Origin of the sequence: Pseudomonas sp. NIBRBAC000502773, assembly GCF_006517195.1 — a bacterium.
Taxonomy (GTDB): domain Bacteria; phylum Pseudomonadota; class Gammaproteobacteria; order Pseudomonadales; family Pseudomonadaceae; genus Aquipseudomonas; species Aquipseudomonas marginalis.
The window spans coordinates 3,250,249-3,267,966 of sequence record NZ_CP041189.1 but is presented as its reverse complement, the minus strand read 5'-3'; the positions used below and the strand labels follow the sequence as shown (position 1 = coordinate 3,267,966).

Below are 17,718 nucleotides of genomic sequence, written 5' to 3'. Positions count from 1 at the left end.
CACCCTGGAGGCCCGCCCGGGTCTCCAGGTACCCGAAAGGACGCGCCTTCGATGAACACCCCCTCGAAAATCCACGAGCGTTTGCACAACCGCCGATTCACCGTCGCCAATAACACCCACGGGCTCTCCGGCGCGGGCACGGTGTTTCATTACCTTGTCGAGGGCGATGCCATTTCCGGCACCTACCAAGGCGGCCGAATTCGCCTGGGTACGCAGGTCGGCCGCGTCACAGGCCCAGACTCTATCGAGCTGCTGTATCAGTGCCTGACACTGGAAGGTGGGCTGCTGGCCGGCTGGTCGCGGGGTATCATCGGTGTCGATGCTGCCGGGCGTACCACGCTGAGTTTCGTGTGGGGTTGGTTGTCGGGGGCGACGGGAGGCGGGGAGTCGAACTACGTGGAGCTTGCAGAGTGTGATGGCCACTCCTAAGGCACAAACTCCACCCTCAACCCCCGACTCGCACTGCGCCCCTGATCATCACTGACCCGCAGCCGATACTCCCCCGACTTGCCCGGCCGCCAGTTCAATGTGGCTTGCGGCGGGCCTTGGCCGATCAAGGTTTGATCAGCAAACCAGTACAGCGTCGCCGCATCGCTGGCCGCATTCGCGTTCAGCGGGATGCTTTCCTGGGGTTGGGACAGGCGCAACTGATAGCTCACTTGAGTCAGCGGCGAGCGAATCTGCGGGGCTTCGCTCTGGTCGCTGATGCGGTTGGGCTGGCAGTTTTTCATCACGTTGGGTGGCGTGCGGCGGGGCAGACCGGCGGCGCGGTACAGGCGTTGGATGTCGCTGGGCCAGAATTCGAAGACTTCCTCGCGGGTGTATTGCGCCTCGAACGGTGGGCACGCGGCTTTGCCGGTACGGGTGTCGATCAGTACCGGGCGGTGCAGGTTGGACACGCGAATCGGTGACACGCCGGGGATGTACCAGGTCTTGCGGGTTTGCGGGCACCAGCGGTTGGGCAATTCGCCCGAGGCGGCGCAGACGTCGATGCGCACCAGGCCGGCGGGTGGTTTGTCGGCCTTGATCACGACGTTGGGCAAGGCCAGGGGCAGGGCGTCGGCGATACGGAAGAACAGCGGCGCGGCGGTCTTGGCACCGATAAACGCCGGGTTGGGGCGACCATCGAAGTTGCCCACCCACACCACCAGCACGTAAGGGCCGACCAGGCCCGCGCTCCACGCATCATGGAACCCCCAGGACGTGCCGGTTTTCCAGGCGGTGCGCCAGTGCCGCGCGGGCAGGCCATCGGGGCGTGGGTTACGGCGCAGCATGTCACGCACCATAAAGGCCGCCTGCGGGGTGAGGAGCTGCGGGCCGGTAGCCTGGGGCTGCTCCTGCAGATAGCGCAACGGCCGCAGATGGCCGTCGCCCGCCAGCATCAGATACAGCCGCGCCAGTTCCTCGGGGGTCATCTCACCGCCACCGAGGGCCAGGGCCAGGCCGTAATGGCTTTCACCGCGCAGGCCCTTGACCCCGGCGCGTTGCAGCAACCCATACAACGACGGCGACTTCACCTGGCTGGCCAGCCACACCGCCGGGATATTCCGGCTACGGATCAATGCATCCCGTGCGGTCAGAGGCCCGACAAAACTGCCGTCGAAATTTTCCGGCTGGAAGTAGCCGAAGTTACTGGGCAAATCCTTGAGGATACTCATGGGGTGGATCACCCCTTGATCCAGCGCCAGCCCGTAGAGAAACGGCTTGAGGGTCGACCCCGGCGAACGGCGTGACAACACGCCGTTGACCTGGCCGTGGATGCCTGTGGATAAGTAATCCGCCGAGCCCACCAGCGCCTTGACGCTCTGGTCGCGGCTGTCGATCAGGATGGCCGTGGCATTTTCCACACCGGTGCTGCGCCGCTCGGCGATAAAGCCGCTGATCAGGCGTTCGAGCAGTTGCTGCAAGGGCAGGTTGAGGGTGCTGTTGAGTTCGTTACCGGGCTGGGAGGCCAACAGCTGCTCGCTCAGATGCGGCGCCAGGAATGGGATCTGCTGGCGATTGCGGGCTTCCAGGGGCAGCTCGAGCAAACTGGCGTTACGCGGGTCTTGTGGATATGTTTCGCGCCAGTCATTCATCAAGCGCAGTCGCGCGTTTTGCAGTGACGGCCCAAAGCGCGCGCGCCGCCCCGGCTGCTGGGGAATCACCGCCAGCGCCAAGGCTTCGGACAACGACAACTGCGCCGCCGCCTTGCCGAAGTAGATGCGACTGGCCGCTTCGGCGCCTTCGATATTGCCGCCCATGGGCGCCAGGTTCAGGTACGCCTCGAGGATGTCGTGCTTGCTGTAGCGCGCTTCCAGCCACAAGGCCAACGCCATCTGCTGCAATTTGCCGGGTACCTGGCGGGTGTTGAGATCCCACAGGCGTCGCGCCAGTTGCATGCTCAAGGTCGAGCCGCCCTGGCGTTGGCCGCCGCTGTAGGTGGCCAGGGCCGCGCGCAGCAACGCCGGGGGATTGATCCCCGGGTGCCAATGGAAATTGCGGTCTTCCTTGAGCAGCAAGGCCTCCACCAGTGACGGCGAGATGCGCTCCAGCGGCAGCCATAAGCGGTATTGGCCGTCATCCGCCAGGGTCATGCGCAGCAGCGAACCGTCATCGGCCAGCACCACCCGTGACGACGTCACAGCCTGTTCCAGCGGAGCGTGGGGCCACAGCCGCAGCCCCGCCAGCACCAGCGCCGCTGCCAGCAGCGGCGCCAGGCGTTTAAGGCTTGGTAATTTCAAGCTGGCCTACTTTGCCGCGCCCTTGCAGGGTGGGTTCGTACATGCCTTCGGCGTAGGCCGGTGGCGTATTGAACGTGCCGGCGTTGGTGGCGCGCACGCGATAGACGAAGGTGCCTACGTCACGCAGTGCCGTGCCGTACAACACCACCCGATCATCACGCACATCCACGTAGTCCGGCTGCCAGTTGCTCAGCTCGGTTTCGCCGATGGGCGCTTGCCAGGCATCGGCTTCTTGTTCGCTTTCTTCTACGTATTCGGACGCTTCGCCTTCACTGTCCTCGCTGCTGGCGGCTTCCGGCTCCGGCGGCAAGTTATACACAGGCTCGACGCCACCGGGCAGCAGGTCGACCACCGCCACTTGCTGCACCTGGTCACGGTCGGTGGCACGCAGGCGCAAGCGCACCAGGAACTCATCGCCCACCGCCACTGTGCTCACCGGGTCGCCTTTGAGGTCGACGTATTCGTGGATGATCTCCAGCCCGTTGTTGATCGGCTTGAGCTTGGCACCCTTGTCGAAACCGGCTTCGCTGAGCATGTAGAACGCCGCCGGGCCGTCGGATTTTTCCATCAGCAGTTTTTGCGTGGCGCCCGGTACCGCCGCGCGCGGTGGCTGGCCGGCCATTTCCAGCAGTTGTTGCTGCTTGTCGCCCAACCAGGCAGTGGCCTTGAGGGTCATATCGCTTTGCGCGCGCTGGCCGTAGTTATCCAAGGCACGCAGTAACAGCGCCGCCGACAGCGAGTTGTAGCGCTGTTCGTTGAGGCGCTTGCCGAGTTTATCCAGCAGGGCGGTAGGAACATCGTCCAGCAACTCGGGGAAATGGCGAGCGAGCAGATGCAGGTGCTCGGCATCGTGGACCAGCGGGTCGTAATACAGGCCGTCGCTGTCCCACTTATCCACAAGCGAACGCCAAGGGATCTTGCGGAACACGGTGTCGGCCTGGCGATCCTGCTTGAGCAGTTTGTAGCTGGCCGCCAGGTAGGCGGCGCCCAGGTCGTTCTGCCAGCTGTCCTTGAAGTAGCTTTCGTAGCGTTCGCGGATATCGCTCAAGGCGCCGCTCACCAGAATCCCCTGACGACTCAGCAGGTAACTGGCGTAGGCGCGGTTGCGCAATTCCGACAGGCCTTCGCTCGGGCCGTTGGCCAGGTCCGTCAGATAGCTGTTGGCGCGCAGCAGCAGGTCTTCCGGCACCGGCAGCCCGCGCTCCTTGGCTTCGATCAGGAAATCGGTGGCGTACAGGCTGGCGTAGGGCGCCACATCCGGGTTGGCGGCCCACAAACCAAAGCCGCCGGCCTGGTTCTGGCGCTGGCGCAACATACGCACCGCGCTGCTGAAGGCCTGTTCTGCCTCGGGTGCGGTACCGCCCCAGATCAACGCCGGCATGGCCTTGGACACCAATTGCTCGGTGCAGGCATAACCGTAGTCATCCAGGTAATGCTTGAGGCCGTTGGCCCATACCAGCGGCGAGGCAGCCACACCCAGTTGCACGTCACGCAACTGGCTGAACAGTTCACGGGTGGGCTTGAGCTCTTTGCTGGCGCTGTCGAAACGGCCCAGGCTCAGGGCCACGCGATGCTCGCTCAGGGGACGGATCGAGGTGGTTTCCGCCACCTGGATCCGCTTGCCATCCGGCAACACGGCGACAAAGCGCAAATCCGCCGAACCGAGGGTTTCGCCGACCCTGATCTTGAACTCGGCGGTGCCCTCCTTGCGCGGTTGCAGGGACAAGGTGCTGGCTTTGTCGCCCTGCACCACCAGGCCGTCGCTGGTCTGCACTTCAAACTTCACGTCCGCTGCCGCCTCAAGGTTGCTGAATACCCCGGCGCTGACGTTGAACACATCACCCGGCGCCACGAAAGCCGGCACGTTCGGCGTGATGACGATCGGGCCACGGACCTCGGTATTGGCCTCGCTGACGCCCACGCTGTCGGCGTCCACAGCCACCGCGAACAGGTGCAGCTTGCCGTTGAAGCTGTCCGGCACTTGGTAATGCAGCACAGTTTCACCGGCGGGCAAGTCCACCAGCCCGGACCACCAGGCCACTGGCGGCTGATGTTTACGCTTGAACGGGTTGAGGTGATTGGCCAGGGCGCCTTCCGTATCGCCACCGGGCGCCGCCCCACTGAGCAGGCGGCTGAATTCCGGCAGGATCAGGTCAAGGATCTGACTGGTGCCGACTTCCAGCGCACGCTTCTGGAAGAAGAAACCCAGCGGGTCGGGCGTCTGGTAGCGGGCTACCTGCAGGATGCCTTCGTCCACTGCATACACCACCGCGCGGCCCGGGCGGTCGGCGTTGACCTTGATGTCCAGCGTCTGCCCCGGCTCGATTTTCGTCGGGCCCTCGACCTTCAACGCCATGCGCCGCGCATCCAGGTTGATGCTGAACGGCACCACCCCGTAGGACAGCGGGCTCATGTAGACCTCGGACGAGCCGATGTCGCGCACAAACTGCACGTTGACGTAGGCATTGCCCTCAAGCCCCGCAGGCACGCGGATATGTTGCACGCTGTTGGTACTGTCGGCCTTGAACCACTGCTGGGTGTAGACCTTGTCCCGCTCGATGGTGATCAGGCCCGCACCGGTGTAAGGCGCGCGGATGCTGATCGCGATCTCATCGCCGGTGGCGTAGCTGCGTTTATCCAGGCGCAGTTGCAGCTCGGCGTTGCGTTCCAGGGAGCGTGAGGTATTCCCGCGTCCGGCCACGCTGTAGTCGATCTGGTTGAGCAGGTTGCCGTTGGCGTCCTTCACTTGCAGGGTGAAATCCCCTGGGGTGGCGGTGTTCAGGGTCTGTCTGGCGCCGTCCTTGGTCATCACCAGCGGCGAGGCCGGCTGGCTGATGTTCTTGATACGCGACTCGTACTTGTAGGTGCCGTTGGACTGTTTCACCAGTACCGACACGTAGCGGTGCTCGACCACTTCGCTGGTCAGGCCATCCACCGCCAACGGGGTGAGGTCTGGCGCGACGGCCAGCCATTGCACCTGGCGCGGGGCGTCCTTGGCGACGTACGACAGCGAGTCCTGACTTTTCACACCCACAAGGTAGGGCGCGGACGACACCAGCAAGGCACTTTGCGCCGCCACGTTACGACCCCCTTCGGCCTCGAACACTTGGGTCATCACCTGCAGGCGATAGGTGCTGTTGGCGAAGCGTTGCAGGTTGAGGTCGAGTACGGCCTGGCCGTTGTCGTCGACGGTGGTTTCGGCCAGGTCTTCGGTGCTGGCCTCTTCCAGGGAGTCGTTGAGGCGGAAGCGGTAGTCGGGGTAACGCTCGAATGCCGCGAGCGTCGGGCTCAGGGACATCTTCGCGGTGACGCGACGGCCGGCCGCCGGGGCGCCGAACAGGTGCATCGCGGTGACCTTGGCAACCACCTGGTCCGGTGGAATCCAGCCCTGTACCGGGGTGTCGTGCAGGCTCAGGCTGACTTTCATGCGGTCCGGTTCGAAATCGCGGACCTTGAAGCTGACACTGCCGAGGTCGGTGCGGGTCTGTTTCTGGCCAATCAACTGCAAGGTCGCGGTGTAGTCACCGGCGGGGGCGACTTCGCTGCTGGGGAAATCAAAGGTTTCAAAACCGCTGGCAGACAGCTTCAGCGGCTGGCGAATCACTTCCAGGCCGCGCGGGTCGGTGATCTGCAGCTCCACGGGCAGGCCTTGCAGGGCACCTTTCCAGTTGCCGCTGCGCACGATCATGCCCAAGTGCGCGGTTTCGCCAGGGCGGTAGAGGCCACGATCGGTGAACAGGTAGGCACTGAGGCGATCAATCGCGCCGTCTTCTTCTAAACCGCCTACGTCAAAGCGCGACAAATCCAGTTGCTGGGATTGACGGGCGATCGGCAGGAACGACTGGTCATTGCCGCGGGTGACCACATACATCAGCGGTGTTTTCTCACGGCGCAGTTCATCCAGCTTGGCGAAATGCACGTGGCCTTCGCCGTCGGTGTGGCCGCTGCTTACCGGCAGACCGTTGCGGCCGATGATGTCGACCTGGGCGTCGGACACCGGCGCACCGTTGCCGATGGATTGCACATACACGTCATGGCTGCCATCGCTGGAGCGCTTGGCGATGATGCCGAGGTCGGTGACCACGATAAAGCGCAGGTCAGAGGTGGTGCTGCGCGAATAGTCGAAGGTGCGTTCGGCCGGCTCATCCTGAGGGCTGAGCTTGAGCACGAAAATGCCGCGACGGCCACCGTTGGCGGTGAGGTAGTGGCTCAGATCGACGTTGTCATACACGGTTTTCGCCGGGTCCGAGGACGACAGCGCAATATCCAGGGACTGGCGTTCAACCATGCGGTCGAAATACTCGTTGCCGAAATTGGGCCGGGCAAAGCTGCCGCTGCTCTGGTCCACCAGGTGCTGCAATTGGTTGGGCAGCAAGCGCGCGATTTCCACATGGGCGCCAGGTACACCACGGGCCATGAAACCCAGGCGTTTTTCGCCATTGAGGCTGAGCAACGCGCCGTCGGACAGGAACTGCAAGGTGCGCGGATAAGCCGGCATGCTGATCAGCGAGGCTGTCGGGTTTTTCGCCAGGTAGCCGCCGATGGCTTCCAGGTTGGCGGGCACGCGCACATACAGCGCACGGCCGGCCGGGGCCTTGAACTTGAAGGCATGCAGGGTGTTCAGCGGTTCGACGCTGGGCACGTGGGTCAGTGTGACCTTGGTACTGCGGGCCAGCAGGGCGTCGTCGATGTCGTTGCTGTTATAGGGACGGGTGTCGTCCTGGGCCTTTTCCGGCAACAGCCAAGCCTGGACCTTACCGGCAATGGTCTCATCAGCCACGGCACTGGAGCTGCTGAACATCAGCACCGGCTCAGGCTCGCCGCGTTCGTTATCCACAAAGCTCACTTCGGCGCCGGTAAAGGTCAGGCGATAGCGGCCGGGCACGGTGACTTCCGCCACCAGCGGCGCGGTGCTGGCGTTGCCGCCGTCGCGGGCCTTGATGCCTTCATCCAACTTGGCGCTGACCGGCGTGCTTTCCAGCGGTGTGGCCAGGGCGGCGGAGCGCACGTAGGCGTTCAGCCTGGTCTCGTCGAAGCTGATGTCCGGGCGGTTGGGCAACTGGGCGTCGCGGTAGGCCAGGCCTTTGCCGAGGGTGACCGAAACGCGCTTGCGCAGGCTGTCTTCATCGACCGGGTGGGAAAAATGGAAGGTCGCCACCAGTTGTTTCAGCGTCGGGTTCGACGGGTCTTGATACAACTCGTTGTATGCCAGGGTGGCGCGGAACGGCTGGGTGGAGAACTGGCTGCTGTACTGGCTGAGCAGTACGCCATCGGCCAGCAAACCTTTCCTGGCCAGATCAAGGGTGTAACCCGCTTCGATGGGCCAGTCTTTCTCCGGTACGAACAGCAGCGTGCGGTCATCGGACCAACGCCAGCTCCCGGCCACATTGGGTTTGAGGGTGATGCCTTCGGTGACCGGCTTGCCAATGGCGGCCAGCGGGGCCACCGATTCGGCAAAACGCACTTGCAAGTTATCCACAACCGGCGGTTGCTGGGTGTAGTCAGTCAGGTTGGGTTTGTGCAGCGAATAGCCCACGGTGTGGGGTTGCGGCAGGTTGGAGTACCAGTGCCAGCCATAGAAGCCAGCGGCCGCCAGCAGCACCAGGCCCAATACGCCGGCACCGGCCTGGCGTGGATACGCGCGGGCTTTGTTACCCAGGTTCGCCAGGCCACGGCCGATGGCGCGTAGCCATAGCGGCGGATGCCATTGGCCGAAAACGGCCCCCACCACAGTCAGAAACACACCGACAACACGACGGCTGATGGCTTTGAGCGAATCGAACATGGTGAGCATCCCTGGCTAAGTGCGGCGTATCTTACAGGGTCTTTGATACAAAAGATGACGCCGATACGCCGCACGGCGGGGATGTTTACCGAGTCAGCTGCGCACGAATGCCAACAGCAGCGCGTAATCATTGGCGTCGGCAGCGCGAAGCGCCTGGATGTAGCGTTGGCGAACTTCGTTCACGATCACCAGGTTACCGTGCCCCCAGGAGAAGGGAGCAAGACCACATTGCCTCAGCAGGCAATCGGTCATGAGGCGAGCATGTCTACCGTTGCCATTGGGGAAAGCGTGTAGCCACACAAGTCGATGATGAAAGCGCACGGCAATCTCTTCTGGCGGGAATACGTTGTGCTCCAGCCAATAAGCCACGTTGTCGAGCAATTGACGCAAGTTGACGGCAATCTGCGTCCAGTCACAGCCAATGTTTTTATCGGATTTGCGGAAAGTGCCGGCCCACTTCCAAGTATCGTCGAACATTTTCACGTGGAGTTCGCGGCAGAAATGAACATTCAGCACATCCAGCTTTTTTTGCCGAGCTACCCAACGCGAGGCTTTGAGGATGTTTTGCGCCTCCCATTCATCCAATTCGCCTTGGATGGCGATGTGTCTCGGTTTCAGCCCAGCGACTTCGTCCGGATCGAGCGGGGTTTGACCTAGTTTAAGTTCCAGTTCTATTGCCATAGGCGTGTCCATGGACCGTCGAGCAATTCTTTGCGACGTTCATCAATCTGACGTTCGATGAAGGCATCAGAAGGACGTTGATCTTCGAGGCTCATGGAATGAGCGACGCCTAGGATTTCTTGCTTGGCCATGAGTTCGGCGCGGTCTTGGATGACTTCATGCAGGGGCTTTTTGGGGACCAGGCCGTACACGAGTTCACAGTCCAGTGCTGCCGCGAGCTTTCTTAGCTGGGCAAGCGAAATGCGATCCTCTGCTTCGGAGCGCTCAGACTTGGTCAAGGTCACTGAAGACACGCCCGCCATTTCGGCCTGGGCTCTTAATGAGCGACCCAACGATTCTCTGATAGAACGCAACCATCCGCCTGGCGGAACGGGTGCGCCTTTAACGGTGTTAAAGGGTTCAATAGCGCGTTCTACTTGAGAAAGGCGCAGCTTGTAGAGGTTGGAAGTACCCATGGTGAAAGACCTTTGTAAGCCTATAGGCTATCAATATTGAAATAAATATTAGCCTATAGGCGTACAGTAAGCACAAAAAATAAGCCTATAAGCTAACAAAATACAGGATTCTGTTTGCCCATAGGCTTACAAAGCAATTCAATTTGTTAGCTTTCAAGAAGTTCAGGTCCACCAGTAGCGCACGAGGTGGAAGAAAATCGGCGCCGCAAAACACACCGAATCCAGCCGATCCAGCATCCCGCCGTGCCCTTCGATCATATGCCCCCAGTCCTTCACCCCCCGGTCGCGCTTGATCGCCGACATCACGATGCCGCCGGCGAAGCCGAGCAGGTTGATCAGCAGTGCGATCAGGAACGACTGCCACGGGTTGAACGGCGTGGTCCACCACAGCGCCGCACCGATCAGGGATGACAGCAAAATCCCGCCGACAAAGCCTTCCACGGTTTTCGACGGCGACAGGTTGGGCGCGATCTTGTGTTTGCCGAACAGCTTGCCGCACACGTACTGCAGCACGTCCGAGAGTTGCACCACGATCACCAGGTACGCGATCAGCAGCAGGTTGCTGCCTTCGTAGCCGGGGATGTCGAGGGTCAGCAGGGCGGGCACGAACGACACGCAGAACACTGCGATCATCAGCCCCCATTGCACTTTGGAGGCGCGTTCCAGGAAGTGCGTGCTGTCGCCGCCGAGGGAGGCGAGGATCGGCAGCAGCAGGAACACATACACCGGGATAAAGATCGAGAACAGCCCGTACCAGTCCGAGTAGATCAGCAGGTATTGCAACGGCAACGCCAGGTAGAACGCGGCCACCAGGGCCGGGTAGTCGCTGCGCCGGGTGGGCGTGAGGGTCAGGAATTCGCGCAGGGCGTAGAACGACACTGCATAGAACAGCAGGATCACCGCACCGGTACCAAGCCAGAAGGCGATACCGATGACCACCACCATCACCCACCAGGCGTTGATGCGGGCGTTGAGGTTGTCGATCACCGCATTGGGCGTGCCACGGGTGCGCAGTTTGAGGATCAGGCCGATCAGCGAAGCGAGCACCAGGATCGCGCCGATGCCGCCAAATAACATCAGGGTTTGGCTATCCATCTCAGGAGTGCTCCGGGGCGAGGGCGAGCAGGGCGTCGCGGGTTCGGGCAAGGAACGCGGCTTTGTCTTCGCCTTCTTCCAATTGCAAGGGGGCGCCGAAGCTGGTGGTGCACAGCAAAGGCAGCGGCAACACGCGGCCCTTGGGCATGACCCGGTTCAGGTTGGCGATCCACACCGGAATCAATTCGGCCTGTGGGTAACTTTTGGCCAGATGGTAGATGCCGCTTTTGAACGGCAGCAAGCCGTCCTCCAGGTTGCGCGTGCCCTCGGGAAAGATGATCAGCGAGTCGCCGCCTTCCAGCGCGGCGAGCATGGGCTGCAGGGGGTTATCCACAGGGTCCTTGCGCTCGCGGTCGATCAGCACGCCATTGAACACGCGGTTGATGATGTAGCGTCGCAGGGCGCTTTTATTCCAGTAATCGCTGCCGGCCACCGGGCGCGTGAATTTGCGCAGGTTCTGTGGCAGTGAGGCCCACAGCAGCACGAAGTCGCCGTGGCTGCTGTGGTTGGCGAAATAGATACGTTGCACCGGCACTGGCGCGCAACCCAGCCACAGGCTGCGGGCGCCGGTGACGGTGCGGGCCATGGAGGTAATCAGCGTGGCGACCACGGGTTCGAACATGGGGGTTCCTTATGCGGCGAAAGGCAGCCAGGGGCTGGCGAGGATCACGGCGAGGGTCAGCAGCGCTTGCGCGCCCAGCAGCCAGGCTTGTTTGCGCAGCAATTTGAGGGCGCCGCGACGGCGCTCGGCCCAGGGCCGGCCGGCCCGCTTGGGCGATTGCAGGCCAAGGGTTTGCAGGGCTTGATCGAGGTCCGCCGTGCGCTCGATGTCGCGGGCCAGCAGGGCGAACAGGTCGGCGTCAAAGGCCACCCGCAGCGCCCAGTACTTTTGCAGCAGCCCGAGGATAATCATCCACAGGCTGAGCAGCAGGCAGATGGTTGAAACACTCGCCATCAGCAACTGGGCCAGGCCGAATAACACCCCGGCCACGGTCAGGCCTGTGGATAACTGATCCAGCGAACGGCCACGGCGCAGCAGGCTGGCGACCACCTGGAGTTCCATATCAGCGGGCATGGGGCAAACCCTCCAACGCTTGACGATGAGCAGGATGCAGGACCACATGGGCCCGCGCTGTACGAATAATAGCCAGCGCTTGGTCCACCGTGGCAGCGCGCCCACTGTGCAGCAGCCAGGCGGCGATGGCGGTGGCGCTGCGTGAGTAGCCAAGGGCGCAGCACACCAGCACCGGGCCGCTTGCACGCAGGCGCTCGATGGCCTCGGCGGCTTGCTGGCAGTCGGCGGGTGTCGGGGCGATCAGGTCCAGCACCGGGATGCTTTGATACGCACGGCCCTGTGGATTAATCGGCAATTCGGCACAGAGGTCGACGATGGCGCTGAATGGACCCTGCTCTTTCGCACTGGGAATCCGCCCCAGCCAGACGTTATCCACAATCAGGTCCGGCTGTGGATGTTTGCGTGTCCACAGGCGCGAATTTATCCACGCCGCGGCCAGGTAGGGTGCGTACAGCCAACGCGCAGCAGGTGTAAGCCGGCCATCGCTGCGTTTTTGAAAGCCCGCAGCGCCGAGCACCAGGTAATTCGCCTTGATCAGGCCCAGGGACACCGCCGGCCAGAGCAGCCATAACCAGCCGCCGCCCAGGGAAAACGCCAGAATCGCCAGTGCCAAGGCTCCCACGCCGTAGCGCAGGCCCACGCGCCAGCGCTTCGTATCCCGGGTCATTCGCGCATTCAGCAAGGGGCTTGGGTGTTCCACCGGCCACAGCCACACGCATAGCCAGCCGGCGAGGGCGCCTGTGGGTAAGTCGATAAAGTGATGTTGATAAGTGGTCAGCACCGAAATACCGATCAAAGCGAACCAGCCGTGCACCAGCCAGCGCCATAACCCTTGGGTGTGGCGCTGATACATGACCCAAAGGATCACCAGCAGCGCGATATGCAGTGAGGGCGCCTGGTTGAACGGTTTGTCGAACCCCGCCAATACGGCAAACAGCCAGCCGAACACGCCATCCAGTTCCGGCCGCTCGAAGGTGAAGCGCAGCGGCCAGACCAGGAAGCAACTTACGGCGATGACCTGCGCGCTGAGCAGGCGCAGCGCGTGTTGCTTCAGCTCATGGCGGCTGTTGGGCAGCAGCAGGGAGAACCCGTAAAGCAGGTCGATGGACCAATAGGGCACGATGGTCCAGGCCCAGAACGGCATATGGGTTTCCCAGCCGAACACCAGGGTGCCGACATCGCTGCGCTGGCTGGTAACCCACGTGGCGAAGCCGTAGGTGCTGAAAAACAGCGGCGCTAACAACAGCAGCCACAGGACCGCTGGTTTCAATAGACCGGGTTCACGCATGGTCAGATCTTCTGGGCCAGGGACACGGTAAAGATGCCCCACTCATCCACACGCTGGGTGATCTTGCGAAAGCCCGCGGCTTCTACCAACTGGTCCATTTCCGCCTGGCTGCGACGGCGCATCACCCAGGCCTGGCCCTGGCGATGGCTGGTCAGTGCGCGGGCGATCAGTTCCAGTTGCGGGTGCCATGGCTGGCCGGTGTATACGAGGTAACCGCCGGGCTCCACGGCTTCGGCCAGGCCGGCCAACGAACCGCCGACCATGGCGTTATCGGCAAACAATTCATACAGCCCGGACACCACCGCCAGCGTCGGCTTGGGTTGCAGGGCCGCCAAATCCAAGCGGTCAAACGCATCGCCTTTGACGAACTGCGCGATGTCTCCCAGGCCTTTCTCACGAATCAGCGCGCCACCGTCGCGCACGTTGATATCGCTGTAGTCGCGCAGCAGGATCGATTCCGGCAGCGGCGACACGCCCTGCAAGGCTTCAAGAATGTAGCGCCCGTGGCCGGCGGCGATGTCGACGATGCGTACTTCGCGCTGTTCATCCCTCAGCTTGGCCATGGCCAGGCGCAGCAGCTCCTCGACGTTCAGCTTGCGCTGGCGAATACCACGCCAGCCGATGGAGTTGAGGTAGTTGGTGTCGATCATGCGGCCCAGCCCGCCTTTGCCGGTGGGCGTGTTGCGGTACACGTAGTCCAGGGTGCTGCCGGAGTCGAAGCCGGTGTCGAAGCCCAGCTTGACGCCGTCCGACAGGTTCTTGCCCAGGCCCATGCTGGCGCGGGTCAGGCGCCAGTACAGGTCGCGCAGGGAATTGCGCGGCAAGGGCGCTGCGAGGGATTCGGATTCGGCGCAGGTGGCGCCCAGTTTGTCGGCGTCCAGCAGGGACGCACGGTCCAGGGGGTGTGCGAAGTTCTGCAGGATAAAGCGCCTGGCGCTGCTCACGGCCACCGCGCGGTCACGCTCGCCGAGGGTGTCGTGGAAAAAACCGGGGAGGATATGCAGTTCTTTTTTCAGGCTGCCAAGGCGGTCGAAAAATTGCTGCTGGGGTTTGCGGTGCACCACAAAGTCGGCGCCCGAGACCAGCAGTTGAGTCGGCACCTGGATCGCCTGGGCATCGGCGACAATCCGGTCGGCGGCTTCGTACAGGCCCAGCAGCACGTTCACCGAGATGGCCTTGGTGATCAACGGGTCGCTGTCGTAGGACGCCACGCGCTCCGGGTCATGGCTGAGAAACTTGGCCTTGACGTAGCTGTTGACGAAGAAGTTGCCGCGAAACCTGCGCATGAGTGCCAGGCCCGGCCGGGCAAAGGGCACGTACAGCTTGACCTTGAACGCCGGGGACGCGAGCACCAGGGCGCGGATTTTCGGCGCGTAGTCATGCACCCAGGTGGCTGCGATCACCGCGCCGACACTTTGGGCAATCACGGCACAGTCTTCCTCCTCGATGCCATAAGTGGCGTCGATATGGTCGCGGAAGGTCTGCACATCGCGGGCGCTGGTGGCGAAGCTCGGGCTGTCGCCGCGTTCGCCGGGCGATTGGCCGTGACCCCGTGCGTCCCAGGCGAAGAAGTCGAACTGCGGCAAGTCCAGTTCATCCACCAGGTGCGCGATACGCCCCGAGTGCTCATGGCCGCGATGGAACAGCAGGATCGCCTTGCGCGGCTCGCCGTCCGCCGGCGCGCTGGCCGGCCAATGACGGTAGAAAAGCTCGACGCCGTCATGGGTACTGAAGGTGTGCTCTTGCTGTTCGCGCATTGCAAAATCCTTATGCAGAAGGGGAGATAGGTTGTTCTTCTTTCAAACCCTGGCGCACCCGGTTGACCAGGGTGTAGGCGAGCAGGGCGGCGACCAGCCACATCACCGTGTCGACCCAGCCAGCGCCGAGCCAGCCCAGCGCTACACCGGTGGCCAGCACGCCGAGGACAAACGCGCGGTCACTCTTGCCCATCGGCCCGTCATAGCGCCGTGACGCGCCGACCATCGGCCCCAGCACCCCGGCGTATTCGCTGAACACCGCCAGCAGCGCCACCAGCAGCACCGGCACCAGGCTCACGCCGGGGATCAGCACGAAGGGCAGGATCAACGCACTGTCGGCAATCACGTCGCACAATTCATTGAGGTAGGCGCCCAGGCGCGACTGCTGGCCGAATTCCCGGGCGAGCATGCCGTCGATGGCGTTGAGGGCCATACGCAGGATCATCCACAGCGGGATCAGCGCAAACAGCCACAGGTGCTGGGCGAAGCTGGCGATCAACAGGCCGACCAGCAGGGAAATGACCCCGGCCAGCACGGTGATCTGGTTGGCCGTGGTGCCATTGTCATAGAGGCGCTGCACGAGGGGACGCAGCAGGTTCTGAAACCGCGGTTTGAGCTGATAGATCGAAATCATGGGGGTGACGCTTCCTTGTCCGAGAGCCCGCGAAAAACTGCCTGGAGTGTGCCGATTATTCATGGCCTATACCAGTGATGGCGCGTGTTTATGGGGGTTTAGTCACGATCTGGAAAGCACTGAGGGACAAATGTGGGAGGGGGCTTGCCCCCGATAGCGGTCTACCGGTTGATGCATGTGCCGGCTGACCCATCGCCATCGGGAGCAAGCCCCCTCCCACAAGAGATTTTTGCCATGTTCAAAAACCCTGTTTAACGAACAAAAATTTCACGCCGCGTGTTATATCGTAACGAATTGTGTACAAGCGGGCGTGAGTGGATGCAAGTGGATCTAGAGGCGGACGGCGCTTCGGTGGAAGGCCTGCCGCGTTTTCAGCAAGGGCTGTTCCATGCCCGCCGATTGCGGCAAGCCGGTATCAGCCTGACGGTGCTGGCCGTTGTCGGTTGGGTGCTGGCGTTGTTTGTCGCGCTGTTTTCGCCGTTGTCGATCTGGCCGGTGGTGTTGATCAACTGTGCATCGGCCCTGCTGGTGCTGGTGGCAGGGCTGCAGTCGGCGTGGTGGGTGGCCGATTGGCGGGCCCAGGCGCTGGAGGCGCCGGCGGCCGAATTGCCCGTTGAAGAAACGGGTCGCTACGCGCGCCTTGTGGAACGCTTTGGCCGGCAGATCGGCGCCCCGGTCTTGTGGCTGGGCGGCTGGTCGCTGCTGGCGCTGGTCAGCATCATCGAATTCTGGAACCTGGGCCTGCCCTCGGCGCCTGTCGGCCAAGCGGCCAGCGTGGGGGCTGCGTTGGCCTTGGCCCTGGCGTTTGGCTTGTTGGTGTTCGAACGGCGCCTGGCTCAGGAAACCACGGCCCAGTGGCCGGAAGCCGCGCAACTGGCGCAGTTGAGCCGGGTGGCGATTACCTGCCTGGTGGTCAGTGCCATTTGCCTGCTGTTTGCCGGGGCCGAGTCGGTCTGGCCGTTGCGCCTGGCGGTGCTGGTCGGGCTGTTGCCGGCGCTGGTAGCGCTGGAGTTTCTATTAAGAGGCCTGCTGTCGCTGTTCAGCCCGCGCCAGCCGCGCCTTGAACCACGCCTGATGGCGCAGAGTTTCATCGCCGGGTTGCTGCGCTGGCCGCCACAACCGTTGCTGGCGTTGCAGCACGAATTACACAACCGTTTCGGCATCGACCTGCGCCAGATCTGGGCGTTTACCTACATGCGCCGGGCGTTTTTGCCGGTGCTGCTGGTGGTGCTGGCGGTCGGCTGGGCGCTGACCGGCGTGCATGAAGTGCCCCTGCAAGGCCGTGGGATTTATGAGCGCTTTGGCAAGCCCGTCGAGGTGTTCGGCCCGGGCCTGCATACCGGCTTGCCCTGGCCCCTGGGCCGCGTGATCAACGTGGAGAACGGCGTGGTGCATGAGTTGGCCACCAGCGTCAGCGAAGCCTCTACTCCGGAGCTGGCGCCTGCCGAAGGCCCGGCACCGCTGGTTGCCAATCGGCTGTGGGATGCCAGCCATGTGAATGACAAATCCCAGGTGATCGCCAGCAGCAGCGGCGACAAGCAGAGCTTCCAGATCGTCAATATGGATGTGCGCTTCGTTTACCGCATCGGCCTCACCGACCAGGCCGCGCTCGCCGCCACCTATAACAGCGCGGATGTGCCGACCCTGATCCGCAGCACCGCCAGCCGCATCCTGGTGCACGATTTTGCCTCGCGTACCCTCGACGAATTGCTCGGCGAACAACGCACGCGCCTGGCCGACGAAATCGGCCGCGCCGTGCAGGCAGACTTGCAGGCACTCGACAGCGGTGTGGAAATCCTCGCCACTGTCGTGGAAGCCATCCACCCACCGGCCGGCGCCGCCAATGCCTACCACGGCGTGCAAGCCGCGCAGATCGGCGCCCAGGCCCTGATCTCCCGTGAGCGCGGCGCCGCCAGCGAACACACCAACCAGGCCTTGCTGCAAGCCAGCACGGCCCGCGACCAGGCCTTGGCCACCGCCCGCGAAGTGAATGCCGGCGCCCAAGCGGCCGACCTGCGCTTTACCGCCGAACAAAAGGCCTACGCCGCGGCCGGTCGGGCCTTTGTGCTGGAACAGTACCTGGGCCAACTCAGCCTGGGCCTGGCCCACGCCAAGCTGCTTATTCTGGATCACCGCCTTGGCGCCGAAGGTGCACCGACGATTGATCTGCGTTCTTTTACTTTGCCGGCCGACCCTTCGCTGCCGCGTAAAGCCGTTCAATAAGG

12 protein-coding genes are annotated in these 17,718 nt (G+C 62.9%); 2 read left to right on the top strand and 10 right to left on the bottom strand.

The features are described from left to right. The first annotated feature begins 51 nt into the window (after window positions 1-51). Window positions 52-429 carry a hypothetical protein gene (locus tag NIBR502773_RS15185; RefSeq protein WP_141156358.1) on the top strand — a complete coding sequence of 126 codons (378 nt, stop codon included), beginning with the start codon at window positions 52-54 and terminating at the stop codon, window positions 427-429. On the opposite strand, the gene pbpC is transcribed toward NIBR502773_RS15185, so the two are convergent. From pbpC to NIBR502773_RS15135, 10 genes are all read right to left on the bottom strand, one after another. Continuing rightward, a complete protein-coding gene (gene pbpC / locus NIBR502773_RS15180; RefSeq protein ID WP_141156357.1) occupies window positions 426-2,723 on the bottom strand; it encodes a penicillin-binding protein 1C in 2,298 nt (765 codons plus the stop codon). The genes NIBR502773_RS15185 and pbpC overlap by 4 nt on opposite strands. Next, window positions 2,704-8,508, bottom strand: coding sequence for an alpha-2-macroglobulin (locus NIBR502773_RS15175; protein ID WP_141156356.1), 5,805 nt, complete (start codon window positions 8,506-8,508; stop codon window positions 2,704-2,706). Before NIBR502773_RS15175 ends, pbpC begins: the two co-directional genes overlap by 20 nt. A gap of 93 nt (window positions 8,509-8,601) precedes the next feature. Continuing rightward, window positions 8,602-9,189 carry a mobile mystery protein B gene (locus tag NIBR502773_RS15170; protein ID WP_141156355.1) on the bottom strand — a complete coding sequence of 196 codons (588 nt, stop codon included), beginning with the start codon at window positions 9,187-9,189 and terminating at the stop codon, window positions 8,602-8,604. Further along, window positions 9,180-9,644, bottom strand: a complete 465-nt coding sequence (locus tag NIBR502773_RS15165; RefSeq protein ID WP_027608185.1) for a helix-turn-helix domain-containing protein — start codon at window positions 9,642-9,644, stop codon at window positions 9,180-9,182. The genes NIBR502773_RS15170 and NIBR502773_RS15165 overlap by 10 nt, the downstream gene beginning before the upstream one ends. A 162-nt stretch (window positions 9,645-9,806) precedes the next feature. Then, window positions 9,807-10,739 (bottom strand): phosphatidate cytidylyltransferase, encoded by a 933-nt coding sequence (locus tag NIBR502773_RS15160; protein ID WP_141156354.1) that lies wholly within the window; start codon window positions 10,737-10,739, stop codon window positions 9,807-9,809. Between the two features lies 1 nt (window position 10,740). Further along, the gene (locus NIBR502773_RS15155) at window positions 10,741-11,361 is read right to left on the bottom strand and encodes a 1-acyl-sn-glycerol-3-phosphate acyltransferase (protein WP_027608186.1); all 621 of its coding nucleotides are present in this window, start codon (window positions 11,359-11,361) and stop codon (window positions 10,741-10,743) included. Between the two features lie 9 nt (window positions 11,362-11,370). Then, window positions 11,371-11,814: a hypothetical protein gene (locus NIBR502773_RS15150; RefSeq protein ID WP_115488329.1), complete on the bottom strand. Its 444-nt coding sequence runs from the start codon at window positions 11,812-11,814 to the stop codon at window positions 11,371-11,373. Further along, a complete protein-coding gene (locus NIBR502773_RS15145; protein ID WP_141156353.1) occupies window positions 11,804-13,102 on the bottom strand; it encodes a phosphatase PAP2/dual specificity phosphatase family protein in 1,299 nt (432 codons plus the stop codon). Before NIBR502773_RS15145 ends, NIBR502773_RS15150 begins: the two co-directional genes overlap by 11 nt. 2 nt (window positions 13,103-13,104) lie before the next feature. Then, window positions 13,105-14,859, bottom strand: coding sequence for a bifunctional alpha/beta hydrolase/class I SAM-dependent methyltransferase (locus tag NIBR502773_RS15140; protein WP_141156352.1), 1,755 nt, complete (start codon window positions 14,857-14,859; stop codon window positions 13,105-13,107). Window positions 14,860-14,869: 10 nt separating this feature from the next. Further along, entirely contained in the window at window positions 14,870-15,493 is a 624-nt protein-coding gene (locus NIBR502773_RS15135; protein WP_141156351.1) for a CDP-alcohol phosphatidyltransferase family protein, read from the bottom strand. 318 nt (window positions 15,494-15,811) lie between these two features. Here NIBR502773_RS15135 and hflK point away from each other — a divergent pair, with 318 nt between their 5' ends. Beyond that, window positions 15,812-17,716, top strand: coding sequence for a protease modulator HflK (hflK, locus tag NIBR502773_RS15130; RefSeq protein WP_141156350.1), 1,905 nt, complete (start codon window positions 15,812-15,814; stop codon window positions 17,714-17,716). Window positions 17,717-17,718 lie beyond the last annotated feature (2 nt).

What these genes read in the sequence shown, in the direction of transcription:
- NIBR502773_RS15145 (WP_141156353.1), bottom strand. Translation starts at nt 13,102, where the DNA reads ATGCGTGAACCCGGTCTATTGAAACCAGCGGTCCTGTGGCTGCTGTTG.
- NIBR502773_RS15165 (WP_027608185.1), bottom strand. Translation starts at nt 9,644, where the DNA reads ATGGGTACTTCCAACCTCTACAAGCTGCGCCTTTCTCAAGTAGAACGC.
- NIBR502773_RS15175 (WP_141156356.1), bottom strand. Translation starts at nt 8,508, where the DNA reads ATGTTCGATTCGCTCAAAGCCATCAGCCGTCGTGTTGTCGGTGTGTTT.
- NIBR502773_RS15135 (WP_141156351.1), bottom strand. Translation starts at nt 15,493, where the DNA reads ATGATTTCGATCTATCAGCTCAAACCGCGGTTTCAGAACCTGCTGCGT.
- NIBR502773_RS15170 (WP_141156355.1), bottom strand. Translation starts at nt 9,189, where the DNA reads ATGGCAATAGAACTGGAACTTAAACTAGGTCAAACCCCGCTCGATCCG.
- NIBR502773_RS15185 (WP_141156358.1), top strand. Translation starts at nt 52, where the DNA reads ATGAACACCCCCTCGAAAATCCACGAGCGTTTGCACAACCGCCGATTC.
- NIBR502773_RS15140 (WP_141156352.1), bottom strand. Translation starts at nt 14,859, where the DNA reads ATGCGCGAACAGCAAGAGCACACCTTCAGTACCCATGACGGCGTCGAG.
- NIBR502773_RS15150 (WP_115488329.1), bottom strand. Translation starts at nt 11,814, where the DNA reads ATGCCCGCTGATATGGAACTCCAGGTGGTCGCCAGCCTGCTGCGCCGT.
- NIBR502773_RS15155 (WP_027608186.1), bottom strand. Translation starts at nt 11,361, where the DNA reads ATGTTCGAACCCGTGGTCGCCACGCTGATTACCTCCATGGCCCGCACC.
- hflK (WP_141156350.1), top strand. Translation starts at nt 15,812, where the DNA reads ATGCAAGTGGATCTAGAGGCGGACGGCGCTTCGGTGGAAGGCCTGCCG.
- NIBR502773_RS15160 (WP_141156354.1), bottom strand. Translation starts at nt 10,739, where the DNA reads ATGGATAGCCAAACCCTGATGTTATTTGGCGGCATCGGCGCGATCCTG.